We start from the raw sequence: 21,348 nt of genomic DNA, 5'->3' as shown, positions 1-21,348 counted from the left end.
CTGGCCATAGCCCCTGTGTGTTAAACGGGCTATGGCGACGTGTCGGCTCGTTTACCGGCAAGCGACGCGAATGGCAATAGCGCATTTACTTTCGCCGCGCGCAGCCTTGCGTCGACGGCGCAAGCATTTAGATAAAAGGCTCTAAGTGGGATTTGTAATGGAAACGTTCCTGTCGGACGGCGTCGAGATAGCCTATGTGGATTTCGAGCCTTTAACGGAAGATCGCGGCGAACCGATCGTCCTGGTGCATGGCTTCGCCTCGACCCATGCCGTGAACTGGCTGTTCACGCAATGGGTCAAGACGCTGACTGAAGACGGGCGCCGCGTCATCGTCTTTGACAACCGCGGCCATGGTCGCTCCGCCAAGCTGTACGACCCGGCGCAATATAGTCTCGACCTGATGGCCGCCGACATCGTACATCTGCTCGACCATCTGTCGATCCCGCGCGCCGACGTCATGGGCTATTCGCTCGGCGGACGAATCGGCACCGTGCTGGCGCTGGCCGCGCCCGAGCGCGTGCGCTCCTTGATCCTCGGCGGCATCGGCGAAAATCTCATCGAGAACTCCGGCCTGCCGCGCGGCCTCGCCGAAGCCATGGAGATTGAGCGCATCGAGGACATTGATGATTCGACGCTCAAAATCTTCCGCGGCTTCGCCGAATCCACCCGCAGCGACCTCGCCGCCCTCGCCGCCTGCGTGCGCGGCGCCCGCAAGTCCGTCGAGCCGGAGTTGCTCGCGCGCATCACTGCGCCGGTGCTGATCTGCGTCGGCACGCGCGATGACGTCGCCGGCGACCCGCTCCCGCTGGCCGAGTTCTTTCCCAACGCCCGCGTGGTCGATATTCCCGGCCGCGACCACAACCGGGCCGTCGGCGACAGGATCTACAAGCAGGCGGTGCTGGAGTTTTTGGATACGCGGCCTTAACGTCGCCGGCGGCGCCCGTGCCTTTGTCGAAGCGGCCCGCTATATATTGCCCGAGCAAGGAGGGGCGGATGGGCGCCGAAACGCGCGAACAGGGCGCGAAAATCATCGATTTCGCCCAAAACGACCCGCTTTTCGCGCGGCTGCGCGCGGAGGCGGAGGACGTGCTGCGCCGCGAACCCGAGCTCGGCGGCTTCCTGCATCCGGCGATCCTGTCGCAGAACGGCGTCTTGGGCGTCGTCGCGCATCGCGTGGCGCAGCGCCTCGACCGGCCGGAGGCCCCCTATGTCGCCATCCGCCAGGCGTTCGAAGAATGCGCCGCGCGTGAACCGGGACTGGTCGAGTCGTTTCGCGCCGACCTGCTCGCCGTGCTTGAGCGCGACCCCGCCTGCACGAGGCTGATCGAGCCGGCGCTGTATTTCAAAGGCTTCCATGCGCTGCAGACCTACCGGCTGGCGCATTGGCTGTGGAAAAACGGCCGCAGCGACTTCGCGCTGATCCTGCAGAGCCTGTCGTCGCAGACCTTCCAGGTCGACATCCATCCCGCCGCCGTGATCGGCAAGAGCGTCTTCATCGATCACGCGACCGGCGTCGTCATCGGCGCCACGAGCGTCGTCGAAGACGAAGTGTCGATGCTGCACGGCGTCACGTTAGGGGGCACCGGCAAGGCGCGCGGCGACCGGCACCCGAAGGTGCGGCGCGGGGTGCTGATCGGCGCCGGCGCGAAGGTCCTTGGCAATATCGAGATCGGTCGCTGCGCGATGATCGCCGCGGGATCAGTCGTGCTCGACCCGGTGCCCGCCAACAAGACCGTCGCCGGGGTGCCGGCCCGCATCGTCGGCGACGCGCGCTGCGCCGAGCCGGCGCTTGCCATGGATCAGATGCTGGCCTATCTCGACGCCGGCATGTGAGGGGCGGGGTTGACCTTGAGCAGAATTCTACTGAGCTTTGCGCTCGTTTTTGTCGCGGCGTCGCTGCTGTCTCCACGCGCCGCGACAGCCGCCGGTTGGCATTATTACGATCCTGAATGTCCGATCGATCTTGGCGGCAATGAACTTGGCGGCAAGTCGATGAAATTCGTCGCCATGCAGCCCAAGAAGAACGTCGACCGGGAATGCATCGCGCTGCCTGACGTCGGCCCGAGCGTCATCGTGCTCGACGCCGCCGACACTGAATTGCGCGACATGAACTGGGACATCCGCATCTTGCGCGGCAAGGGGCCGAACGGCGACGCCGACCCCGAAGCCGATATCGTCGGCCGCCTGCCGGTGCAGAAATTTCGCAACGGCATGGTGAATTTCGACCAGAATTTTAAAGAGCCCGGCGAATACGTGCTCTACGCCAAGCTGACGAGCGACGACGGCGCCAAAACTTTTGAAGGCAAGCACCCATTCTCGGTCGGCCTCGTCACCGAGGAGGAGATCTATCTCTATATCGCCTTTGCCGTTTTCGTCGTCGTCGCCGGCGGCGTCGCCTTCACGCTGTGGCACCAGGGCAAGCTCGGATTCAAGATCCCGGATTTTTCGAAGACGGATTAAAGTTCCTGCGGGACGTGCCGGAAAGCCCCTCCCAACCCTCCCCCGCGCTTCGCGCCGGAGAGGGAGCCGGTTGCGCGGTTCATGAAGATGCGTGGATCTTCGACTAAGCCGCGGGTCGGGACATTCTCCCAACCGCGCCAAGAATCATCATTTTCGCCAGTCATGGATTGATTTACCGATAGCGGATCTATAGAGAGCGGCATTGTATCCGCAGGAGTTGCCCCTAAAGGACAACTAAGGTCACTACTTTAGAAAACCTACCCGGCGCTGGCCAAATCGTTCCGGTCTCCACTCCGGAACGATTAGACGTCGCTTAAGTTGGATCAAGACTGTCGCTTCAGAAGTCAGCTGACCGCAGATACGATCAACAATCTCGTCCACTTTTCAAGTTTAACCCGGATATTTGAGGGCCAGCGTGACAGTTGCGCAACGCGATCACCGCAAAGTTATTGGCTATTTGCGCAGTCAGTGCGAAGCGGAAAGGCGCTATAAGCTCGAGGCTCAAACAGCACAAGCGACGTATGACGTCGATCCAGTTACGCGCGGCGCCTATCGTCGGGTGCTGGAGCTGTACTGGACCTTGTCGCGACTGCTTGCTCCGCAACGCCGCACGTCGCCCGCGGCCCAACGTGAAGAGGAAGCCCCACGGCCGGCCCCGCCCCCGCAGGAACAGTTCCCGCTCATGACGATCGCGCCCGGGGACCGGCCATGCATATACGTTGATGTCACAGACACCAAAATTTTTGACAAAATGACGGGCATTCAACGCGTTGTCAGCGAGACCGCTCATTACGTCACGAAACTGGGAGACGGCCAACCGGTCCAGATTCGCGGGGGACTTATACTAGCCGAAATAGACGGAGTGATGGGCAAGATCGAAGCGCGTCCTGGCGATATACTTCTGTTGCTAGACGCTGGCTGGAACAATGTGGACAATTATCCGCAGGCCATCAGCGCCTTCAGAGAAAAAGGCGGCGCTGTTGTAGCTGGCGTTTACGATCTTTTTCCAGTCCTCTATCCGACGTTATACGGGCCCGAACTCGTGATCGCCTTTGAGACCTGGCTCAGTGAAGTCGTATCCCGGAGTGATGCGGTCGTTGCAATTTCTCGTAGTTCCGCGAAATGCTATGCCGAATATGCGATGATGCGATACAAATGGTGCAGTAGCCAAAAAATCGGCTGGTGGCGACTGGGCGCCAATCTATTGGCTGAAACCTCCGGAGAACCAACCGCGGCCGCAATCGAAATCGCGGCGCAAGGCCCATTTTTTCTCTGCGTCGGCACAATCGAGACGCGCAAAGGCTATCCGGTCGCGCTCGAGGCTTTCGAACGTCTTTGGGCCGAGAACATAGACGTCAACCTTGTCATTGTTGGCAGACCTGGGTGGAACGCCCAGGCGTTTGAACAGCGCTTGCGGCAGCATGAGGAAAAGGGACGGCGTCTTTTCTGGCTGGACGACGCGAGTGATGCGGATTTGCGCCACCTTTACCGCGAAACGCGCGCGGCCGTGTTCACGGCCTTCGCCGAAGGTTTCGGTTTGCCCTTGGTGGAGGCCGCACAATGCGGCGCACCCATCATCGCCAGCGACATCCCCCAGTTTCATGAGCTTGGCGGCTCAGACGTGCGCTATTTCAATCTCCTCGATTCGGCGAGTCTCGCAGACGCGCTTATGCAAGCGCTCTCAGACGAAAAACGGCCGCCTTGCGTTGCGACTCTTACATGGCGGGAATCTACGATCGAATTGATCGGGCTGCTGCGCTCCGGCGCTTATCAGTTGGAAGTCTCTGCAATCTCTCGTGACATAGCCACAGCCGGACTGGCGACCACCACGTAATGAGGCGCCGACTGGGGCAGTCCGTTATCCAAACCTGTTATTCCTCGGAAAGCCCCGCGGCGGCAATCGTCCCGCTTCGGCGCGATGGCCGATCCAGTCCTTGAGTTCCGTCTTGTCGATCGTGAACACGCGGCTTGACGCATCGGTCCAGGTCAGACCGTCTTTGAGCGCAAATACCTTCGCGTCCGCGACGCCGCCGTCCTTGTAGCGCTGCATGCGCACGCCCTTGCCGCGCGCCATGCGCGGCGCTTCGCTCAAGGGAAACACCAAGAGCTTCCGGTTCTCGCCGATGATCGCGACATGATCGCCCTGCGCCTGCGTCACGATCTTCAATATGGAGGGCGGCTCGACGTTGAGCGCAGCGCGCCCTTTGCGCGTCGAGGATAAAAGATCATCCTCGCTCACGACGAAGCCGCGCCCGTCATTCGTCACCAGCAGCAGCGCGGCGCCCGCTTCATGCGGCATAACCGCGACGACATCGGCGCCTTCCTCGATCTCGGCGAAGAGCCGGATCGGCTCGCCATGTCCGCGCCCGCCCGGAAGCTTTGACGCGTCCAGCGTATAGGCCTTGCCGTTCGACGCGAGCGCCAGGATTTTCGACGTCGTCTGCGCGAAGAAGGACGCGCCGAGTTCATCGTCGCCCTTGAACTGCAGGCTCGAGAGATCCTGCACATGGCCCTTGAGCGCGCGAATCCAGCCCTTCTTCGAGACGACGATCGTCACCGGTTCGCGCTCGATCATCGCCTCGGCGAGGTCGAGATCGATCGCCTCGGGCGCGTCTTCGAAACTCGTGCGCCGCTTGCCCTTCGGCGTCTGCGGGCCATAGGTTTTTTTCAGCTCCCGCACCTGCCAGGCGATGGTCTTCCATTGCTTGTCCTCATCGGCGAGCAGCGCCTCGATGTCAGTGCGCTCGGCCGAGAGCTCGCCCAGCTCCTTCTTCAGCTCCATTTCTTCGAGCCGGCGCAGAGCGCGCAGCCGCGTGTCGAGGATGTATTCGACCTGCAAATCGGTCAGCTTGAACGCCTTTTTCAACTCGCCCTTGGCGTCGTCCTCTTCGCGGATGATGCGGATCACCTCGTCGAGATTGAGGAAGACAATGACCATGCCTTCCAATTGCTCGATGCGCCGAACGATCGCGGCGAGGCGGTGGCGCGAGCGGCGCTGCAGCACGTTCCGGCGATGATCGAGCCATTGCCTTAAGGCCTCGTCGAGCGAAACGACCCTGGGCGTCACGCCGTCGACGAGCACATTCATGTTCATCGTGAAACGCGTTTCGAGCTCGGAGAGCTTGAACAACGTCTCCATCATCAGCGCCGGATCGACCGTGCGCGCGCGCGGCTCGAAGACGATGCGCACGTCTTCCGCCGATTCGTCGCGCACGTCCGCGACGAGCGGCAGTTTGCGCTCAGAGATAAGTTCGGCGAGCCGTTCGATGAGGCGCGACTTCTGCACGCCATAGGGGATTTCCGTCACGACGGCGACCCATCCGCCGCGCGGCAGTTCCTCTTTGATCCAGCGCGCGCGCACACGGAAGGAGCCGCGCCCGGTGCGATAGGTCTCGATGATCTCGTCGCGCTTGTCGACGATGATGCCGCCGGTCGGAAAATCCGGCCCCTGCACGAAGGTTAAGAGCTGTTCGGCGGTCGCCTTGCGGTGAGAGATGAGATAGAGCGCCGCGTCGCACAGCTCGGCGAGATTATGCGGCGGAATGGACGTCGCCATGCCGACGGCGATCCCCTGCGCGCCATTGGCGAGCAGATTGGGCAACGCCGACGGCAGCACCACCGGCTCCTTCTCCTCGCCGGAATAGTTGGGGATGAAGTCGATCGCGTCTTCGTCGATGCCTTCCAGAAGAGAGCGCGCGACCGCCGTCATGCGCGCTTCGGTGTAGCGATAGGCGGCCGCCGAATCGCCGTCCACATTGCCGAAATTGCCCTGCCCGTCGACGAGCGGATAGCGGGAGGAGAAATCCTGCGCGAGGCGCACCAGCGCGTCATAGATCGCCTGATCGCCATGCGGGTGGAACGAGCCCATCACGTCGCCGACGATCTTTGCGCATTTCTTGAACGGCGCGCCGGGATCGAGGCGAAGAATATGCATGCCGTAAAGTATGCGGCGGTGCACGGGTTTGAGCCCGTCGCGGGCGTCGGGCAGCGCGCGTCCAGTGATCGTCGAGAGCGCGTAACGCAGATAGCGCTCTTCAAGCGCCTCGCGCAGATCGACGGGCGCGATCACGCTAACGTCGCTTGCGCCCTTGCCTTTTCCGCTTCCCCCGCCGCCTTTTTGCGCCATTTCAAAAACCCGATTCTGCCTTTGTGATCGGTACTATGGCCGCGGGGGCGTCGGCGCAAGCGAAGGATTTCGAGGGCGGCTCTTTAACTCTGAAAGCGCGTCGCCAACCCATCGACTGCGTTTTGTGCGGCATCGTCGCAAATAAGGTATTGCAGGCGCCGCGTTTCGTCCTTTAGAAGGCTTGCGAAGCGATGGCGCGGATCGGCGCGGTCGAATTTTCGCCGGTTTTCCGCGGCTTTCAAAACATGGCGTCCATGAAGAAACTGCTTTCGTCGCTCATCGCCGCGCTGCTCGCAACATCCGCCTCATTCGCCTTGGATAGATCGCAAATGACGGTCGCCGGCTCGACGGTCGCCGCGCGGGACCGCGCGCCTCAGGCGCGCGACGCTGACGAAGACATGCAGGCGCTCTGCCGCGAGGTGCTGGTCGACATCGACCAGGGCTACGGCGTCAGCAGCCATGAATCGCGTTATATTTGCGGCGACAAGCGCCGCTAGACCAGGTTTAGAAAAAGTTGACAGACTTTTTCGATGAGCACCTGCTCCAACATTTAAAGCGCTCGAAGCGATCCGCCGACGCGCCCCTTGTTGTTCCTCACGCCACGCGTAAAAGCGCGCCGACGTAAAGTTCGCGCGCCGCTGGCAGCGCGACGCCGCGCGGCTTAAGCACGTCGCGCGTCAGGAAATATCCGGTCAACCGGAATGCGGCGATGAGATCGGCCTGCTCCGCCACAATGCTCTCATGCTGAAGAAAGCCGGGATAGGGCAGGAGTTTGTCGCGCCATGGCGCGCCGGCGGCGCGACTCACCGCGCGGCCCGATTTCGGCGACACATAGGCGAGATCATCCCTCGCGCCGGTCAGCGCGCAGGCGTTGAGATCGAGCCCGAAGCCGAGCGCGCCGAGCAGCGCAAGCTCGAATCGCGCCAACATCGTCGCGGCGCCTTCGGCGGCGCGAATATCGCCGAACAGCGCCGCAATGGCGTCGGCCATTTCAAACAATTCCTCATGGGGATCGCGCTCCGGCAGCAGGCGCAGCAACGCGCAGAGCGAGGCGACGCCATTAAGCGCAGCGCCCCGATCGAGAAAATGCGCGGCGCGGGCGGCGAGCGGCTCGACCGTCAAGGCGCCGAGATGGTCCTCAAGACGCGCGCGCCACTGCGCCGCGACGAGATTGCCGGGCTGCAGAATCGGACGCAGCCGGCGCGAGCGACCGCCGCGCACGAGACCAAGATGGCGGCCGTGTCCGCGCGTCATCACCTCGAGGATGACGGAAGTTTCGCCATGCCGACGCGCGCCGAGAATGAGAGCGTCGTCGCGCCATTCCATATCAGGCTCACACTTCGGAAAGCTTCATATCCGGCCTGTAATCTAAGCCTTCGACTTCCTTGATCAAAGCCTGGCCGCAGATCACCCGGTTTTGCGTCGGGTCGAAGGTGAGCGACGGCGATCCGTGCAGGCGCCAGCCGAGGCTCAACGCTTCCGTGACGCGATGGCAAAAGGCCGCGTCGTCCGGCCCAGTGAGAAAACGATAGGCGGTCATCGCCTTGCGTTCGTTCGACATTCGATTCTCCCGCGCCGCGCGAATCACCCGACCTTGGCCCGATATTATTTGCCCTTGGGGAAATCCAGGCGCATCTCGCGATAGCGCTCTGGGTCGTCGGCCCAGTTTTCCCTCACCTTTACGAACAGGAAGAGATGCACCGGCTGTTCGGCGGCCTCGGCGATCTCGCGGCGCGCCGCCTGACCGATGGCCTTGATGGTGCGGCCGCCTTCGCCGATGACGATCTTCTTCTGGCTGTCGCGCGCGACGAAGATCGTCTGCTCGATGCGCGCCGAGCCGTCCTTCTGATTGGTCCAGGAGTCCGTCTCGACCGTCGACTGATAGGGCAATTCGTCGTGCAGCCGCTCATAGATCTGCTCGCGGGTGATTTCCGCGGCGAGCAGCCGCAGCGGCGCGTCCGAGAGCTGATCCTCGGGATAGAGCCAGGGCGAGGGCCTCATGCGCTGCGCCAGCGCCTGGCGTAGATCGTCGACGCCGTCGCCCTTCAGCGCCGAGATCATGAACGTTTCGTCGAATTTCTCTCGCGCGTTCAGCGTTTGCGCCAGCGCCAGCAGCCTTTCGCGGGGAATGAGATCGATCTTGTTCAGGACGAGGAGCTTGGGCGCCTTGGCCTGCTGAAGCTGCTCCAATATCGCGTCCACTTCTTCGTCGATCCCCTTGCGGGAGTCGATGAGCAGCGCGATGACGTCGGCGTCGGCCGCGCCCGAGAGCGCGCTCGCGACCATGGCGCGATCGAGCCGCCGCTTCGGCTTGAAGATGCCCGGCGTGTCGACAAGGATGATCTGCGCCGCGCCCTCGATGGCGATGCCGCGAACCAGCGCCCGCGTCGTCTGCGCCTTGCGCGACACGATCGAGACCTTGGCGCCGACGAGTTGATTAAGCAGCGTCGACTTGCCGGCGTTGGGCGCGCCGACCAGCGCCGCGAAGCCGCAGCGCGTGTCTTCCCGCGCCAGTTCGTCGTCGCCGCTCATGTGTCGCCCTTTCCTTTGGCCGCGTCTTCGCGTGCCAGAAATGCCGCCGCAGCGGCTTGTTCTGCGACCCGTTTCGAGGCGCCCGACCCAGGCGCCGCCGCAAATCCCTGCACCTCCACGACGACCTCGAAGAAGGGCGCGTGGTCCGGTCCGCTGCGGGCGACGAGCTGGTAGCGGGGCGTGGCGAGGCCGCGCGCCTGAGCCCATTCCTGCAAGGCGGTCTTCGCGTCGCGCAGATCCTGGCCGCTCGCCGCCATGCGGTCGCTGAACGCCTTGCGAACGATATGTTCGGCCGCAGCGGCGCCACCGTCGAGAAAGGCCGCGCCGATGATCGCTTCGCAAATGTCGCCAAGTAGGGCGCGTTTGCCGCGTCCGCCGGTCTGGGCCTCGCCCTCGCCGAGCCGCATCGCTGCGCCAACGCCCCAGACTTCCGCCACCTCGGCGCAGGTCTCCTTGCGCACCAGCGCCGCGAGGCGGCGCGACAGCTCGCCTTCGCTCTCGTTTGGAAAGGCGTCATAGAGCATGTGCGCCACGGCGAGGCCCAGCACGCGATCGCCCAGAAACTCCAGCCGCTCGTATGAATCGCGCCGAGCTGGCGACGCGCTGACATGCGTCAGCGCGCGGCCGAGCAGCGCCGGATCGGCGAAGGCATGTCCGATACGCGCCTCGAGATCAGCGAGCCCCTCGTCGCGGCTGCGCGTCATGTCACGCCTGTGCGTCCGATCAATGAACGGGCCGGAACAGCCGGTCCCAACGCACGGACCATGGCCAGCGCCAGAAGGCGAGCGCCGATTCGTCCTTCCGGACCGAGAAGAAGATGATCTCGGCGCGGCCCACGAGATTGACGAAGGGCACGAAGCCGACGCCGCCAAGCTCCGGCGCGATGCGCGAATCGGTGGAGTTGTCGCGATTATCACCCATCATGAAATAGTGATCGGGCGGCACCACGAACAGCTCGGTGTTATCGTTGATGCCGTGATCGCCCTCGATTTCGATGATCGTATGCTCGACCGCGGGATGATCGCCGTTGCCGGGGAGCGTCTCCTCATAGGTCGTCACGGGGACTTCGCGGCCTTCGCGATTCTCCGTCACTTCCTTTTCGAGCGGGGTGCGGGGCACGATGACGCCGTTGATATAGAGCCTGCCGTCGATGACCTGGATGCGGTCGCCGGGAAGGCCAATGACGCGCTTGATATAGTCGGTCTCATTGTCCCGCGGCAGCTTGAAGACGATGACGTCGCCGCGGTTGGGGGGCGAAGCCAGAATGCGGCCAGAGAAAATGTCGGGCCCGAACGGCATGGAGTAATTCGAATAGCCGTAGGCGTATTTCGACACGAAAACATAATCGCCGATCAGCAGCGTCGGGATCATCGAGCCCGACGGAATATTGAACGGCTGAAAGAGCAGCGTGCGGATGACAAGCGCGATCGCCAGCGCCTGAAGGATGACCTTGATGGTTTCGAGAACCCCGCCCTCTTCGCGTTTTTGCGCCACCGGAACGTTCCTGCTCAAGCCGACTCACTCCTCATTCATTTGGGCGGCGTCGGCCCGCCCGGCCGCCCGGCTTAACACGCTACAGCTTCCATGAGAACCTTCGCCCGAGCCTAAGAATAGTCCCGGGCCGGCGTCAAATGGATGACCGCCCGCCACCTTAGCGCGCTTGGCGAGCGCGTCTCCGCCCGATCGGGATTAACGCTAACGCCTGCGCTTACGGTCCGGCAATCGCGCCGCGCCCCGCCCTAGAAGGCTAGCGCTCGGCCCTGCTCCATCGCCTCACGCATCCGCCGGATCGCCTCCGCCAGCCCGACAAATATCGCCTCGCCGATAAGAAAATGGCCGATGTTGAGTTCGACGATCTGCGGCAAGGCGCTCACGCGGCGCGCCGTCTCATAATCGAGGCCGTGGCCGGCGTGAATTTCGAGCCCCCGCCCGGCGCCATAGGCGGCGGCTTCGGCGACCCGCGCGAATTCCGCCTCGGCCCGGCCGATATCGCCAACCTCGACGGCGTGGCACCAGGCGCCCGTATGGAGCTCCACGACCGGCGCCTTGATGGAGACGGCCGCGTCAATCGCCTCAGCCGACGGCTCGATGAACAGCGACACGCGCACGCCCTCGCGCGTCAGCTGATCGACGTAAGGCAGGAGGTAATCGTGCTGGCCGACGACATCGAGACCGCCCTCGGTCGTGCGCTCGGTGCGCTTTTCCGGCACGAGACAGACGGCGTGCGGCGCGGTCGCGACGGCGATGTCGAGCATCTGCTCGGTCGCCGCCATTTCGAAATTGAGCGGCGTCGAAATCGCCGCCTTCAGCCGCGCCATGTCGTCGTCGTGGATGTGGCGGCGATCCTCGCGCAGATGCGCGGTGATCCCGTCGGCGCCGGCGTCGATGGCGAGCAGCGCGGCGCGCACCGGGTCGGGCCGCGGACCGCCGCGCGCGTTGCGGACGGTCGCGACATGATCGACGTTGACGCCGAGGCGAAGGGGTTTGGCGCTCATGCCGTTCTCATAGCGCGCGGGCGTAGGGTTTGTCATTGGCCGCTTCGCCCGCGCGGCGGCTCAAAGAGCAATTTCGGTCAAGATGACGGTCCCCGCGCTTGCTACGATGCAAATATGGAGAACGGCGCAACACGAAAGGGACCGGACTATGCGCGACGCATCAACCGCGTGCTGGATTACATCGACAAGCATCTCGACGAAGCGCTGACCGTCGACGCGCTAAGCGACGTGGCGAATTTTTCGAAATTCCACTTCCATCGGCAGTTCTCCCAGCACTGCGGCGTCAGCCTCTCGCGCTATGTTCAATTCATGAGGCTGAAGCGCGCCGCTTACCGACTGGCGTTCAATCCGACCGCGCCGATCATCGACGTCGCTTTGGATTCGGGGTTCGAAAATCCGGAATCCTTTTCCCGCGCCTTCAAAGCCGCATTTGGCCAAACGCCAAGCGCGTTCCGCAAGACGCCGGACTGGGCGTCGTGGAGCGCGCGAACTCGGATAAGCCACCCACCCAGCGAAAGGACGAAAGACATGGACGTGAAAATCATCGATGTCGAACCGATAATGGTCGCGGCGCTCGAACATCGCGGCGCGCCAGCGCTGCTCAACGATTCAGTGCAGCGCTTCATCGCCTGGCGAAAGGCGTCCGGGCTTTCTCCGGTCAGCCAATGCGAGACCTATGGCGTGCCCTATAATGATCCCAATACGACGCCGCCGGAAGAGTTCCGCTTCGACATTTGCGGATCGGCGCCGGCGCCGGTTGCCGCCAATGAACACGGCGTCGTCGCCAAGACGATCCCCGGCGGGCGCTGCGCCATGACGATCCATGCCGGCTCGCGCGAGCGGATCGACGAGACCGTCTATGCGCTCTATCGCGACTGGCTGCCGGAATCAGGAGAGGAACTGCGGGATTTCCCGGTCTATTTCCACTATCTGAACCTCGATCACGATACGCCGGAACACCGCCATTTGACCGAGATTTATCTGCCGCTGAAATAGGGTTCGGTGGGGGCGGCGCGCTCGCCATGGCGCGGGCACGACATGGATGTGTTGCACTTGTCAACACACATTGATATGTTACCGAAATGACTGCTCGCCCCCGCCAATCCGCCGAAGTCAATATTCATCTGCGCGCCCGGGCGCGGGACAAGAAGCTGATCGACCAGGCGGCGGAACTGGTGGGATCGAACCGTTCGCAATTCATGATGGCCTCGGCGCTCAAAGAGGCCAAAAACATTCTGCTCGACCAATCGACCCTCTACGCCGACGCGAAAACTTTCAAAAAAATCATGGACTGGATGGATGCCGAAGCGACGCAGGACGAAGCGGCGGGCATGAAACGCATCCTACAATCAAAAGCTCCATGGCAGAGTGATACGAATTCCTGATCCGTCCGGTTGGACCGCGTCATTCCCGGCAGGCCGAAGGCCTGACCGGGAATCCAGAGCAACCGTCACGATGATTGTCGTGATTCTGGATTCCCGATCGCGCGCTCTGCGCGCGTCGGGAATGACGGCGCAGCGATTCAAGCGGATGTCGTATGACTGACGAATCGCCCTTATTCAGCCCGCCGGTCTTGTTGACGGAAGCGCATGACACGGCGTCTTTCGACTGTGGCGAGCCCGTGCTCGATGACTGGCTCCGCAATCGCGCATGGCCCAATCTGCAAGTCGCGGCCAGCCGCACCTATGTGATTTGCCCCGCGGGGTCGGGCCGGATTATCGGCTATTTCGCGCTGAGCATGGGGCAGATCCTCGCGCAGGACGTCAAAGGCTCCATGCGCCGGAACATGCCAAGGCAGATTCCGGCGGTGACGCTCGGACGTCTGGCGATTGATCGCGCATGGCAGGGGAAGGGATTGGGGCGGGCGCTGCTTGCTGATGTGGTGCGGCGGTCGTTGCGGGCGGGGAAAGAAGTTTCGGTGCGGCTTGTGATCGTCCATGCGATCTCACCCGCCGCCGAAGCCTTTTATCTGCATCACGGCTTCACCCGCCTGCCGGGGGAGGCCCCGACTCTCGCCCTCGACCTGATTAAGCTGCAAAAGCTGCAAAAGTCCGAAAGGCTATAGGGCAAAAGCCGCTGCTCGTCATGCAACATGCGGGTTTCTTGCGTTTAGCAAAATATTGAGTTTCGTACGAGCCACAGAGTGGCGTTGCTCAGAGTGCGGTTAATTCTATCAAGTAGCGGTCAAAGTTCGCCGCAAAGCCGCTCGCGTTTGCGGCACGATTTCGCGAAATTGCCGGTCGAAATTATGCTGGTGTCCATTGCTTGGAAAGTAAACGAGCCGACCCTTATTGAGCACGTTGAACCCGTCTTCCCTCAACTTTGACTCCAGCAGCCTGCAAACGTTCGCCTTGATCAAGACCAAAGGAACTCTGTTCCAGAGGGTACCCAGCAACCGCCTGAGGTCGCTACAAAGCTCTCGGTAGTCCTGGGCGATCACGAGATCGCGTGCGCGCTTGTCATGCACATTCACCGGCTGATAGGTCGCGTCGACGAGCACCCAACCCCGTTCTTGAAACTGGCGTAACCCCTCCAACTTCGTCTCCGGCTGGATGCCGAGTTGCTTCATCAACGCATTGAACAGTGGTTCGCTTAATTTGCCATCGCGGTTGTAGAAATACTTGCCTGAGACCGGTGGCGACTCGGCGACAATGACGAGCGCGATGGTTGTGGGTTCAAATTCCCGCCGCATAGAAGTAAATTCGACGCGTTTTTTTTGTTCCATTGAGGAGGCCTCACATTCAAGCTTCTTGCTTGCGCAAAATCTCCGAAGCAGTCATTGACAATGGCCGTTGATTCCTCGCCCCGTTGGGCGGTCCGCCCGTAGCTACGGCAGCGCACGCCCTTCCTTCACCCAATCATCCGCTCGACCTTGCTGACCAAAGCGCTCGCGCGCAGCCGCGTGACGACGCCGTTCAGATGTTTCAGATCGGCGACTTCGAGATCGAAGGTCATTTCGCGGAAATCCGGCGAATGCGCCTTGAAGCTGATGTTGTCGATATTGGCGCCGGTCTCGCCGATGAGCGTCGCCAGCGCGCCGAGCGTGCCCGGCTCGTTGATCGCCGTAACAACGATGCGGACGGGAAAGAGCGCCGAAGAGCCGGCTTCGATATCCCAGCGCACGTCGAGCCAGCGTTCGGGCTGGTCGTCGAAGGCGGTGAGCGACGGCGACTGGATTGGATAGATGGTGATGCCTTCGCCCGGCGTGAAAATGCCGACGATGCGGTCGCCCGGCACGGCGCCGCCGTCGGGCGCGAAACGCACCGGCGCGTCGCCGCGCAGCCCGCGAATCGGAATGGCGCCGCTCCCCTCTTTCGCGCCGGGCGCTTTGAAGACCACATTGGCGTTCGCCTTGACGCCGAACCAACCCGGCTCGCCGGGGCGGATGGCGGCTGGCCCGGCTTTGCGCTCTTCGCTGAAATCGGGATAGACCGCTTTGACGACGTCGCCGGAATAGATTTCGCCGCGGCCAACGGCGGCGAGCGCATCCTCGACGGAGGGACGCGCGAGCCGCATCAGCGCCGCCTTCAGCTTCTCTTCACTCCAGACACGGCCGGCGCGCTCAAAAGCGCGTTCGACGATCTGGCGGCCGAGCCCGGCATATTGCTGGCGCACGGCATCGCGCGTCGCGCGTCGGATCGCGGCGCGCGCCTTGCCGGTCGCCACCGCGCCCTCCCAGGCGGCCGGCGGAACATGCCCTTCGGCGCGGATGATCTCGACCTCGTCGCCGTTTTTCAGCTGCGACAGAACCGGGGCGACGCGCCCGTTAATCTTCGCGCCGACGGCTGAATCGCCGAGCTTCGTGTGCACGGCGTAGGCGAAATCGATCGGCGTCGCGCCACGCGGCAGCGCGATCAATCCGCCCTTCGGCGTGAAACAGAACACCTGATCCTGGAACAGTTCGAGGCGCGTATGCTCGAGAAACTCCTCGGGATTGTCGCCATGCGCGAGAAGATCGAGGGTTTCCTGCAGCCAACGGAAGGCGCGGCTTTCCTTGGCGAGCTCCGCGCGGCCGTGCGCGCCGACCGCATCCTTATAAAGCGCGTGGGCGGCGATGCCGAAGCGCGCGATTTCATGCATTTCGGCGGTGCGAATCTGAAGTTCGACGCGCTGGTGGCCAGGACCGATCACCGTCGTATGGATCGAGCGATAATCGTTCTGTTTCGGCGTCGAGATGTAATCCTTAAAGCGGCCGGGGACGTTGGGCCACTTCGTATGCACGACGCCGAGCGCGCGATAGCAATCCTCCACCGCCCCGACGATGATCCGAAAGCCGAAGATGTCGGAGAGCTGCTCGAAGGAGATCGACTTGCGCTCCATCTTGCGCCACACGGAAAAGGTCGTCTTCTGGCGTCCGGTGACTGCCGCGGTGATGCCGCGCGCCTCGAACTCCTTGGTGAGTTCGTCCTCGATGCGCTTGATGATGCGTCCGTTCTTCGCGCGCAGATCGTGCAGCCGCTGCTCGATGGTCTGATGCGCTTCCGGCATCAAATGCCGAAAGGCGAGGCCCTCCAGCTCCTCGCGCAGGCGCTGCATGCCCATGCGGCCGGCGAGCGGCGCATAGATGTCGAGCGTCTCCTGTGCGATGCGCGCGCGCTTTTCCTGCGGGACGAAATGCAGCGTGCGCATGTTGTGCAGGCGGTCGGCGAGCTTGACGAGCAGCACGCGCACGTCTTCGGCGACGGCGAGCAGCAATTTGCGGAAGTTCTCGCCCTGCCGCGCCTGCTTGGTGACCAGATCGAGCTTCTCGATCTTGGTCAGGCCCTCGACGAGTTTGCCGATCTGTTCGCCAAACAGCCGATCGATCTCTTCGCGCGTGGCGTCGGTGTCTTCGAGCGTATCGTGCAGCACGGCCGCCACGATCGTCGCGTCGTCGAGCTTCAGATCGGTGAGGATCGCCGCGACTTCGAGCGGGTGGGAAAAATAAGGGTCGCCGGAGGCGCGGGTTTGCGCCCCATGCGCCTTCATCGCGTACACATAAGCCCGGTTTAACAAATCCTCGTCGACGCGCGGGTTGTACTTCCGCACGCGTTCGACAAGCTCGTACTGACGCATCATGCGCGTGGCGCCAAGGACCGGTTATGCGCCGACCCGGCCGCCGCCCATGCGCAAGTTTCACGCAATGGGCAAGCGGAGCGGCGCCGGAGCAGCGAGTGTGTTAAGCGAGAATAGCGCAGGCCGGCCGCCATGACCAACGGCGGCGATGACCAACGGCGGCGCTGCGAAGACGCGGCTCTGGCGGAGGCGTCGCGGCGGAGACGTATCGCGGACGCCCGCCAGCGCGGGGATGGGCCGAACCTACTCCGCTTCGTCCTCGACCTCGGCGGGCGGCACCAGCCCTTCGAGACCGCGCAGCAGGTCTTCTTCCGTCATCCGGTCGAACTGGCCTTCGCCTTCGAGTTCGCCGGCGACCGCAGGGGTCAAGGCAGGCGCCGCTTCGGCCTCCGGCTCGTCGACCTCGACGTGATGCTGCAGCGAGTGGATGAAATCCTCGGAAAGGTCTTCCGGGGCGAGCGCCGATTCAGCGATCTCGCGCAGGGCCACCACAGGATTTTTGTCGCGGTCGCGATCCACAAGGATCGGCTGACCAGACGAGATGTTTCGCGCCCGATGCGCCGCGAGAAGGACGAGGTCGAAGCGATTTTCGATCTTGTCGACGCAATCTTCGACAGTAACGCGCGCCATCTGCTGTCAAGCTCCATTCGGTTCGGGAGTAGCGCTGATACGCCAATTAGGAAAATTAGGCAATAATCTCTTAGCTCTAGACGCGCGGGTGATTTTTTTTGACGCTGCCGTGGGGATTTTTTCTAGAAAATGCCCAATCATCGTCCCGTAAAAAAACGCAGTTCCTCTTGACGCTGTGACAGGGAGAGGCGATGTATTTCCCTGAGATGTGTGCGGCGCTTTTTAGAGATGGCGTGAATAGCCGGCGAATGCAGCGAGAACGGCGCAATCGCTATTTGTTGATTTGGGCGCCGGACATTAGACGATTGAGCGAAACGCCGAACTGCGGGTTGACGGCGTTAGCCGGCAATGCCCGCGTTCTAACACCTTAACCCGACCGCGAGACTAAGATGGCAGATATCGAACGAACTGCGTTGTTTATTGATGGCGCGAACTTGTACGCGACCGCGAAATCACTTGGATTCGATATTGATTATAAGCGCTTACTCCGCGAATTTCAGAGCAAGGGCCGTCTGATCCGGGCGTTCTACTACACTGCTCTGATCGAGGATCAAGAGTATTCCTCGATCCGTCCGCTGATCGATTGGCTGGACTATAACGGCTATGCGGTCGTGACCAAGCCGACGAAGGAGTTCGTCGATTCGCTTGGCCGTCGCAAAGTTAAAGGCAATATGGACATCGAGCTGGCGGTCGACGCCATGGAAATGGCCGGGCATATCGACCACATGGTCCTGTTCTCGGGCGACGGCGACTTCCGGTCGCTGGTCGAGTCCGTGCAGCGGCGCGGCGTTCGGGTTTCGGTCATTTCGACGATCACCACCCAGCCGCCGATGATCGCTGACGAATTGCGCCGCCAAGCCGACGAATTCATTGACCTTATCCATCTTGTGGGCAAGATCGGCCGCGATCCGGGCGAACGCGCAGAGCGCATGCAGCGCTATCAGGAGCGTCCTCGTCCCACGCCACAAGCGGCTCACGCCGAAGAAGAAGACGGCGAGTGACGGCGCGGTCCTAACGGAAAACCAAATGGTCGGCGTCGCGACTTCAAGGCGCCGAACCTTGGCAGGTCGGGATCAGCCGCGCGCGCGCAACAGCCGGCCTTTTTCGCGGCTCCAGTCGCGCTTCTTTTCGACTTCACGTTTGTCGTGCAGCTTCTTGCCCTTTCCTAGGGCGATTTGCAGCTTGGCCCTGCCCTTGGCGTTGAAATAGAGCTTCAGCGGCACGATCGTCATGCCCTCGCGCTCAATAGCCTGCGACAGCTTGGCGATCTCCCGTGACTTGAGCAGCAGTTTGCGCGGCCGCTTCGGCAGATGGTTGAAGCGGTTGCCGGCGAGATATTCGGGAATGTTGGCGTTGACGAGCCATGCCTCGCCTTGCCGATCGACATGGGCGTAGCTTTCGGCGATCGTCGCCTTGCCCGTGCGCAGCGACTTCACCTCAGTGCCCGTCAGCGCCAGCCCCGCTTCGAAAATTTCGCCGATTTCGTAATTGTAGCGCGCCTTGCGATTATCGGCGACGACCTTGAAATTCGGATCCGGCTTTGCGGCCACTGATTTTCCTCAAAGCGCCTCGACAAAGGAGAGACGCGAATTTGTGCGTTAGGCGGGAAGCGCGCCGGCGTGGACCATCGCCGCACGAATGCGATCCTTCGTGGGTTGCGTGCACGGCACCAGAGGCAGACGCACCTCTTCTTCAGCCTTGCCGAGAAGCGACAATCCGTATTTCGCGCCCGTGACGCCAGCTTCAAGAAAAGTCGCGACATGCAGCGGCGTCAGCCTGTCCTGGATCTCCAGCGCTTTGGCGAAATCGCCCGCGAGACAGGCGTTCTGCAAATCGGCGCAAAGCCGCGGCGCGATGTTGGCGACGACCGAGATGCAGCCATGCGCGCCCGCCGCCATGCAGGCGAGCGCCGTGAGATCGTCGCCCGAAAGCTGGATGAACTCCGGCCCCATCGCCTCACGTTGGAGCGAAATGCGGCCGATGTTGCCGGTCGCGTCTTTCACGCCGACGACATTTCTCAACTCGGCGCAGCGCTTCATGGTGTCGACGCTCATGTCGATGACCGAGCGCGGCGGGATATTGTAGATGATGATGGGAATAGAGACGGCGTCGTTGATCGCCTTGAAGTGCAGATAAAGCCCTTCCTGGTTAGGCTTATTATAGTAGGGCGTGACGATGAGGAGCCCGTCGGCGCCGGCGCGTTCCGCATGGCCGGCGATGGCGATCGCCTCGCGGGTATTGTTCGAGCCCGCGCCGGCGACGACCGGCGCCCGCCCCCGCGCGGCGCGAACCGTCTCGGTGATGACCCGCCCATGCTCCTCGTGGCTCAGCGTCGGGCTCTCGCCCGTCGTGCCGACAGGAACGAGGCCGTGCGTTCCATTTTCAATCTGCCAATCGATCAGCGCGCGCAGTGCGTCATAATCGACCTCTCCATGGGAAAACGGCGTGACCAGGGCCGTCATCGACCCATGAAAAATCGGCTTTACGCTCATAGAATCAAAGCTTTCCCTATGCCTCAGAGCCGCCGTAATCGCGTCGCTAAGATTGATCGCCCTTCATAGCCGTTGGGCTGCGTCGAGGAAAGCCCCACGCTGTGCTATAAAGCCCAACGCTATAATGGGAGACGCCAGAGCTCGAAGACAGCCGGCGCGCGAAGTTGACTCTTCGTAAACCAAATGAGCGCAGCTTTCTTACACAAGTAGGGAAACGCGGTGATGATGTTGCCTCGACGCGTCGCGACGCGGTTCAAACTGACGGTCGGCATCGCCGCCCTCGTGATCGCCGCGCCAGCTTTCACCGGCCTTGACCGTCTCGGCGACGGAGAGGCGAAGCGCAAGACCTCCTCGCGCTGGACGCCTTCTATTCCTTTCAGTCTCGGCGCTTGGCGCTCGCGGGTCGGCACGTTGCAGGAGACTGTTCGCGAGTTCGTCGACCGCAAACACGCTGACGACGAGGCGGCGCATCCTCTGGAAAGTTCGCTCTTTGCCGCCGACGAAGGCGCGCTGCCGCCGATCGTCGCCTACGTTCCTGCGCAGAGCTGGCTTAATGGCGCTGCCGCAAAGGCGAATCTCGCCGCGTTGCTGGGCGACGACACGGACGGCTTCATACAAGCGGTCGCCTTGTATAAAGCCGGAGATTTCGCTCAAGGCGACGACGCCGCGTCGCGGCTCCGTACGCCGCTTGCCGACGCCGCGCGATGGACTGGCCTTCGGCTGCATCCCACCGAAGCCGGGTTCAGGCGCATCGCCGAATTCCTTACGGCTCACCCGGATTGGCCCGCCGGCGACTGGTTGCGCCGTCGCGCTGAGCAGGCGCTCGTCGCCGAGCGCCACGCCGACAAGAGCGTGCTGGCCTGGTTCGCGGAAAACAAGCCACTCACCGGCTTTGGCAAATATGCCCTGGCGCGAGCGATCGCACGCGAAGGCGATTTCGAAACGGCGGCGGCGCTGGCGCGCGACGCTTGGCGCAACGACGATATCGGACAGGGGTTCGACACGATCTTCAATAAGGAGCTCGGCGAGTTTCTGACTCCGGCCGATCACAAATTCCGCGCCGATCGTCTGCTCTATGCCGGAAAGAATACGCTCGCTTTGCGCAGCGCCGAACTCGCCGGCAAGGACGTCGCGCTGCTCGCCCGGGCGCGCATTTCCGGCGGTGATAAGCCGGCGGCCGCTTTGCCGGCGTCTGTGCAGAACGATCCCGGACTGCTTTACGGGCGCGTGCACAAGCTGCGCAACGACAAGAAATTCGTTGAAGCGGGCGCGCTGCTGCAAAAGGCGCCGCGCGACATCGAGCAAGTCGTCGACGGCGACGCCTGGTGGGAGGAGCGGCGCATCGTCGCCCGCAAGCTTCTCGACCAGGGAGATCCGCAGACCGCTTACAAGCTTTGCGCGGATCACGCCGCCGCCAAGACCAGCAACAAGGTCGACGCCGAATTCAACGCCGGCTGGATTGCTTTGCGGTTCTTGAACGACCCGATCAAGGCCGAGCGCCATTTCACGCGTCTCGCGCAGGTCGCCGAGACTCCGCTGCAAAAGTCTCGCGGATACT

Annotated in this window: 21 protein-coding genes and 1 pseudogene; 10 read left to right on the top strand and 12 right to left on the bottom strand. The window is 62.5% G+C overall.

Annotation, left to right across the window (positions count from 1 at the left end):
- Nucleotides 1–157 precede the first annotated feature (157 nt).
- The 4 genes from NEI07_RS02560 to NEI07_RS02545 all read left to right on the top strand — a co-directional run bounded on the left by NEI07_RS02560 (nucleotide 158) and on the right by NEI07_RS02545 (nucleotide 4,294).
- The gene (locus tag NEI07_RS02560; RefSeq protein WP_175092965.1) at nucleotides 158–925 is read left to right on the top strand and encodes an alpha/beta fold hydrolase; all 768 of its coding nucleotides are present in this window, start codon (nucleotides 158–160) and stop codon (nucleotides 923–925) included.
- A gap of 68 nt (nucleotides 926–993) precedes the next feature.
- Nucleotides 994–1,833, top strand: coding sequence for a serine O-acetyltransferase (gene cysE / locus NEI07_RS02555; protein ID WP_256032480.1), 840 nt, complete (start codon nucleotides 994–996; stop codon nucleotides 1,831–1,833).
- Between the two features lie 15 nt (nucleotides 1,834–1,848).
- On the top strand, nucleotides 1,849–2,460 hold the full coding sequence (locus NEI07_RS02550; RefSeq protein ID WP_256032478.1) for a hypothetical protein: 612 nt from the start codon (nucleotides 1,849–1,851) through the stop codon (nucleotides 2,458–2,460).
- Nucleotides 2,461–3,325: 865 nt separating this feature from the next.
- Complete coding sequence (locus NEI07_RS02545; RefSeq protein WP_256032477.1) at nucleotides 3,326–4,294, top strand: glycosyltransferase family 4 protein; 969 nt, start codon at nucleotides 3,326–3,328, stop codon at nucleotides 4,292–4,294.
- Nucleotides 4,295–4,318: 24 nt separating this feature from the next.
- Here the strand turns inward: NEI07_RS02545 and parC are convergent, their stop codons facing one another.
- Nucleotides 4,319–6,586 (bottom strand): DNA topoisomerase IV subunit A, encoded by a 2,268-nt coding sequence (parC, locus tag NEI07_RS02540; protein WP_256032476.1) that lies wholly within the window; start codon nucleotides 6,584–6,586, stop codon nucleotides 4,319–4,321.
- Nucleotides 6,587–6,777: 191 nt separating this feature from the next.
- On the opposite strand from parC, the gene NEI07_RS02535 reads away from it, so the two are divergent.
- Complete coding sequence (locus tag NEI07_RS02535; RefSeq protein WP_256032475.1) at nucleotides 6,778–7,083, top strand: hypothetical protein; 306 nt, start codon at nucleotides 6,778–6,780, stop codon at nucleotides 7,081–7,083.
- 97 nt (nucleotides 7,084–7,180) lie between these two features.
- Here NEI07_RS02535 and recO read toward each other — a convergent pair whose 3' ends face one another.
- From recO to NEI07_RS02505, 6 genes are all read right to left on the bottom strand, one after another.
- The gene (gene recO / locus NEI07_RS02530; protein ID WP_256032474.1) at nucleotides 7,181–7,912 is read right to left on the bottom strand and encodes a DNA repair protein RecO; all 732 of its coding nucleotides are present in this window, start codon (nucleotides 7,910–7,912) and stop codon (nucleotides 7,181–7,183) included.
- Nucleotides 7,913–7,919: 7 nt separating this feature from the next.
- A complete protein-coding gene (locus NEI07_RS02525) occupies nucleotides 7,920–8,126 on the bottom strand; it encodes a DUF1737 domain-containing protein (protein ID WP_256032489.1) in 207 nt (68 codons plus the stop codon).
- A 65-nt stretch (nucleotides 8,127–8,191) separates the two neighbouring features.
- On the bottom strand, nucleotides 8,192–9,118 hold the full coding sequence (gene era / locus NEI07_RS02520; RefSeq protein WP_256032473.1) for a GTPase Era: 927 nt from the start codon (nucleotides 9,116–9,118) through the stop codon (nucleotides 8,192–8,194).
- The gene (gene rnc / locus NEI07_RS02515; RefSeq protein ID WP_256032472.1) at nucleotides 9,115–9,822 is read right to left on the bottom strand and encodes a ribonuclease III; all 708 of its coding nucleotides are present in this window, start codon (nucleotides 9,820–9,822) and stop codon (nucleotides 9,115–9,117) included. The genes era and rnc overlap by 4 nt, the downstream gene beginning before the upstream one ends.
- Before the next feature lie 19 nt (nucleotides 9,823–9,841).
- Nucleotides 9,842–10,612: a signal peptidase I gene (gene lepB, locus NEI07_RS02510; protein ID WP_256032488.1), complete on the bottom strand. Its 771-nt coding sequence runs from the start codon at nucleotides 10,610–10,612 to the stop codon at nucleotides 9,842–9,844.
- A 245-nt stretch (nucleotides 10,613–10,857) separates the two neighbouring features.
- A complete protein-coding gene (locus NEI07_RS02505) occupies nucleotides 10,858–11,613 on the bottom strand; it encodes a pyridoxine 5'-phosphate synthase (RefSeq protein WP_256032471.1) in 756 nt (251 codons plus the stop codon).
- 114 nt (nucleotides 11,614–11,727) lie between these two features.
- Here NEI07_RS02505 and NEI07_RS02500 point away from each other — a divergent pair, with 114 nt between their 5' ends.
- From NEI07_RS02500 to NEI07_RS02490, 3 genes are all read left to right on the top strand, one after another.
- A complete protein-coding gene (locus NEI07_RS02500) occupies nucleotides 11,728–12,609 on the top strand; it encodes an AraC family transcriptional regulator (protein ID WP_256032470.1) in 882 nt (293 codons plus the stop codon).
- Between the two features lie 86 nt (nucleotides 12,610–12,695).
- Entirely contained in the window at nucleotides 12,696–12,998 is a 303-nt protein-coding gene (locus tag NEI07_RS02495) for a type II toxin-antitoxin system TacA family antitoxin (protein WP_256032469.1), read from the top strand.
- Nucleotides 12,999–13,150: 152 nt separating this feature from the next.
- Nucleotides 13,151–13,678: a GNAT family N-acetyltransferase gene (locus NEI07_RS02490; RefSeq protein ID WP_256032468.1), complete on the top strand. Its 528-nt coding sequence runs from the start codon at nucleotides 13,151–13,153 to the stop codon at nucleotides 13,676–13,678.
- 108 nt (nucleotides 13,679–13,786) lie between these two features.
- Here NEI07_RS02490 and NEI07_RS02485 read toward each other — a convergent pair whose 3' ends face one another.
- The 3 genes from NEI07_RS02485 to rpoZ form a co-directional block, all read right to left on the bottom strand.
- Nucleotides 13,787–14,338 carry a hypothetical protein gene (locus NEI07_RS02485; RefSeq protein ID WP_256032467.1) on the bottom strand — a complete coding sequence of 184 codons (552 nt, stop codon included), beginning with the start codon at nucleotides 14,336–14,338 and terminating at the stop codon, nucleotides 13,787–13,789.
- Nucleotides 14,339–14,463: 125 nt separating this feature from the next.
- The gene (locus NEI07_RS02480) at nucleotides 14,464–16,671 is read right to left on the bottom strand and encodes a RelA/SpoT family protein (RefSeq protein ID WP_256032466.1); all 2,208 of its coding nucleotides are present in this window, start codon (nucleotides 16,669–16,671) and stop codon (nucleotides 14,464–14,466) included.
- Nucleotides 16,672–16,911: 240 nt separating this feature from the next.
- Complete coding sequence (rpoZ, locus tag NEI07_RS02475; protein WP_256032465.1) at nucleotides 16,912–17,298, bottom strand: DNA-directed RNA polymerase subunit omega; 387 nt, start codon at nucleotides 17,296–17,298, stop codon at nucleotides 16,912–16,914.
- A gap of 389 nt (nucleotides 17,299–17,687) precedes the next feature.
- Here rpoZ and NEI07_RS02470 point away from each other — a divergent pair, with 389 nt between their 5' ends.
- Nucleotides 17,688–18,299 (top strand): LabA-like NYN domain-containing protein, encoded by a 612-nt coding sequence (locus NEI07_RS02470; protein ID WP_256032464.1) that lies wholly within the window; start codon nucleotides 17,688–17,690, stop codon nucleotides 18,297–18,299.
- A 72-nt stretch (nucleotides 18,300–18,371) separates the two neighbouring features.
- On the opposite strand, the gene smpB is transcribed toward NEI07_RS02470, so the two are convergent.
- Both smpB and dapA read right to left on the bottom strand, forming a co-directional pair.
- Nucleotides 18,372–18,848, bottom strand: a complete 477-nt coding sequence (smpB, locus tag NEI07_RS02465; protein ID WP_256032463.1) for an SsrA-binding protein SmpB — start codon at nucleotides 18,846–18,848, stop codon at nucleotides 18,372–18,374.
- Between the two features lie 48 nt (nucleotides 18,849–18,896).
- Nucleotides 18,897–19,790 carry a 4-hydroxy-tetrahydrodipicolinate synthase gene (gene dapA, locus NEI07_RS02460; RefSeq protein WP_256032462.1) on the bottom strand — a complete coding sequence of 298 codons (894 nt, stop codon included), beginning with the start codon at nucleotides 19,788–19,790 and terminating at the stop codon, nucleotides 18,897–18,899.
- 222 nt (nucleotides 19,791–20,012) lie between these two features.
- Between dapA and NEI07_RS02455 the strand changes: the two are divergent.
- A pseudogene (locus NEI07_RS02455) lies at nucleotides 20,013–21,348 on the top strand (lytic transglycosylase domain-containing protein); the annotation flags it as partial.

Source organism: Methylocystis suflitae, from assembly GCF_024448135.1.
GTDB classification, from domain to species: Bacteria; Pseudomonadota; Alphaproteobacteria; order Rhizobiales; family Beijerinckiaceae; genus Methylocystis; species Methylocystis suflitae.
This window is presented reverse-complemented; position numbering and strand designations above follow the sequence as displayed.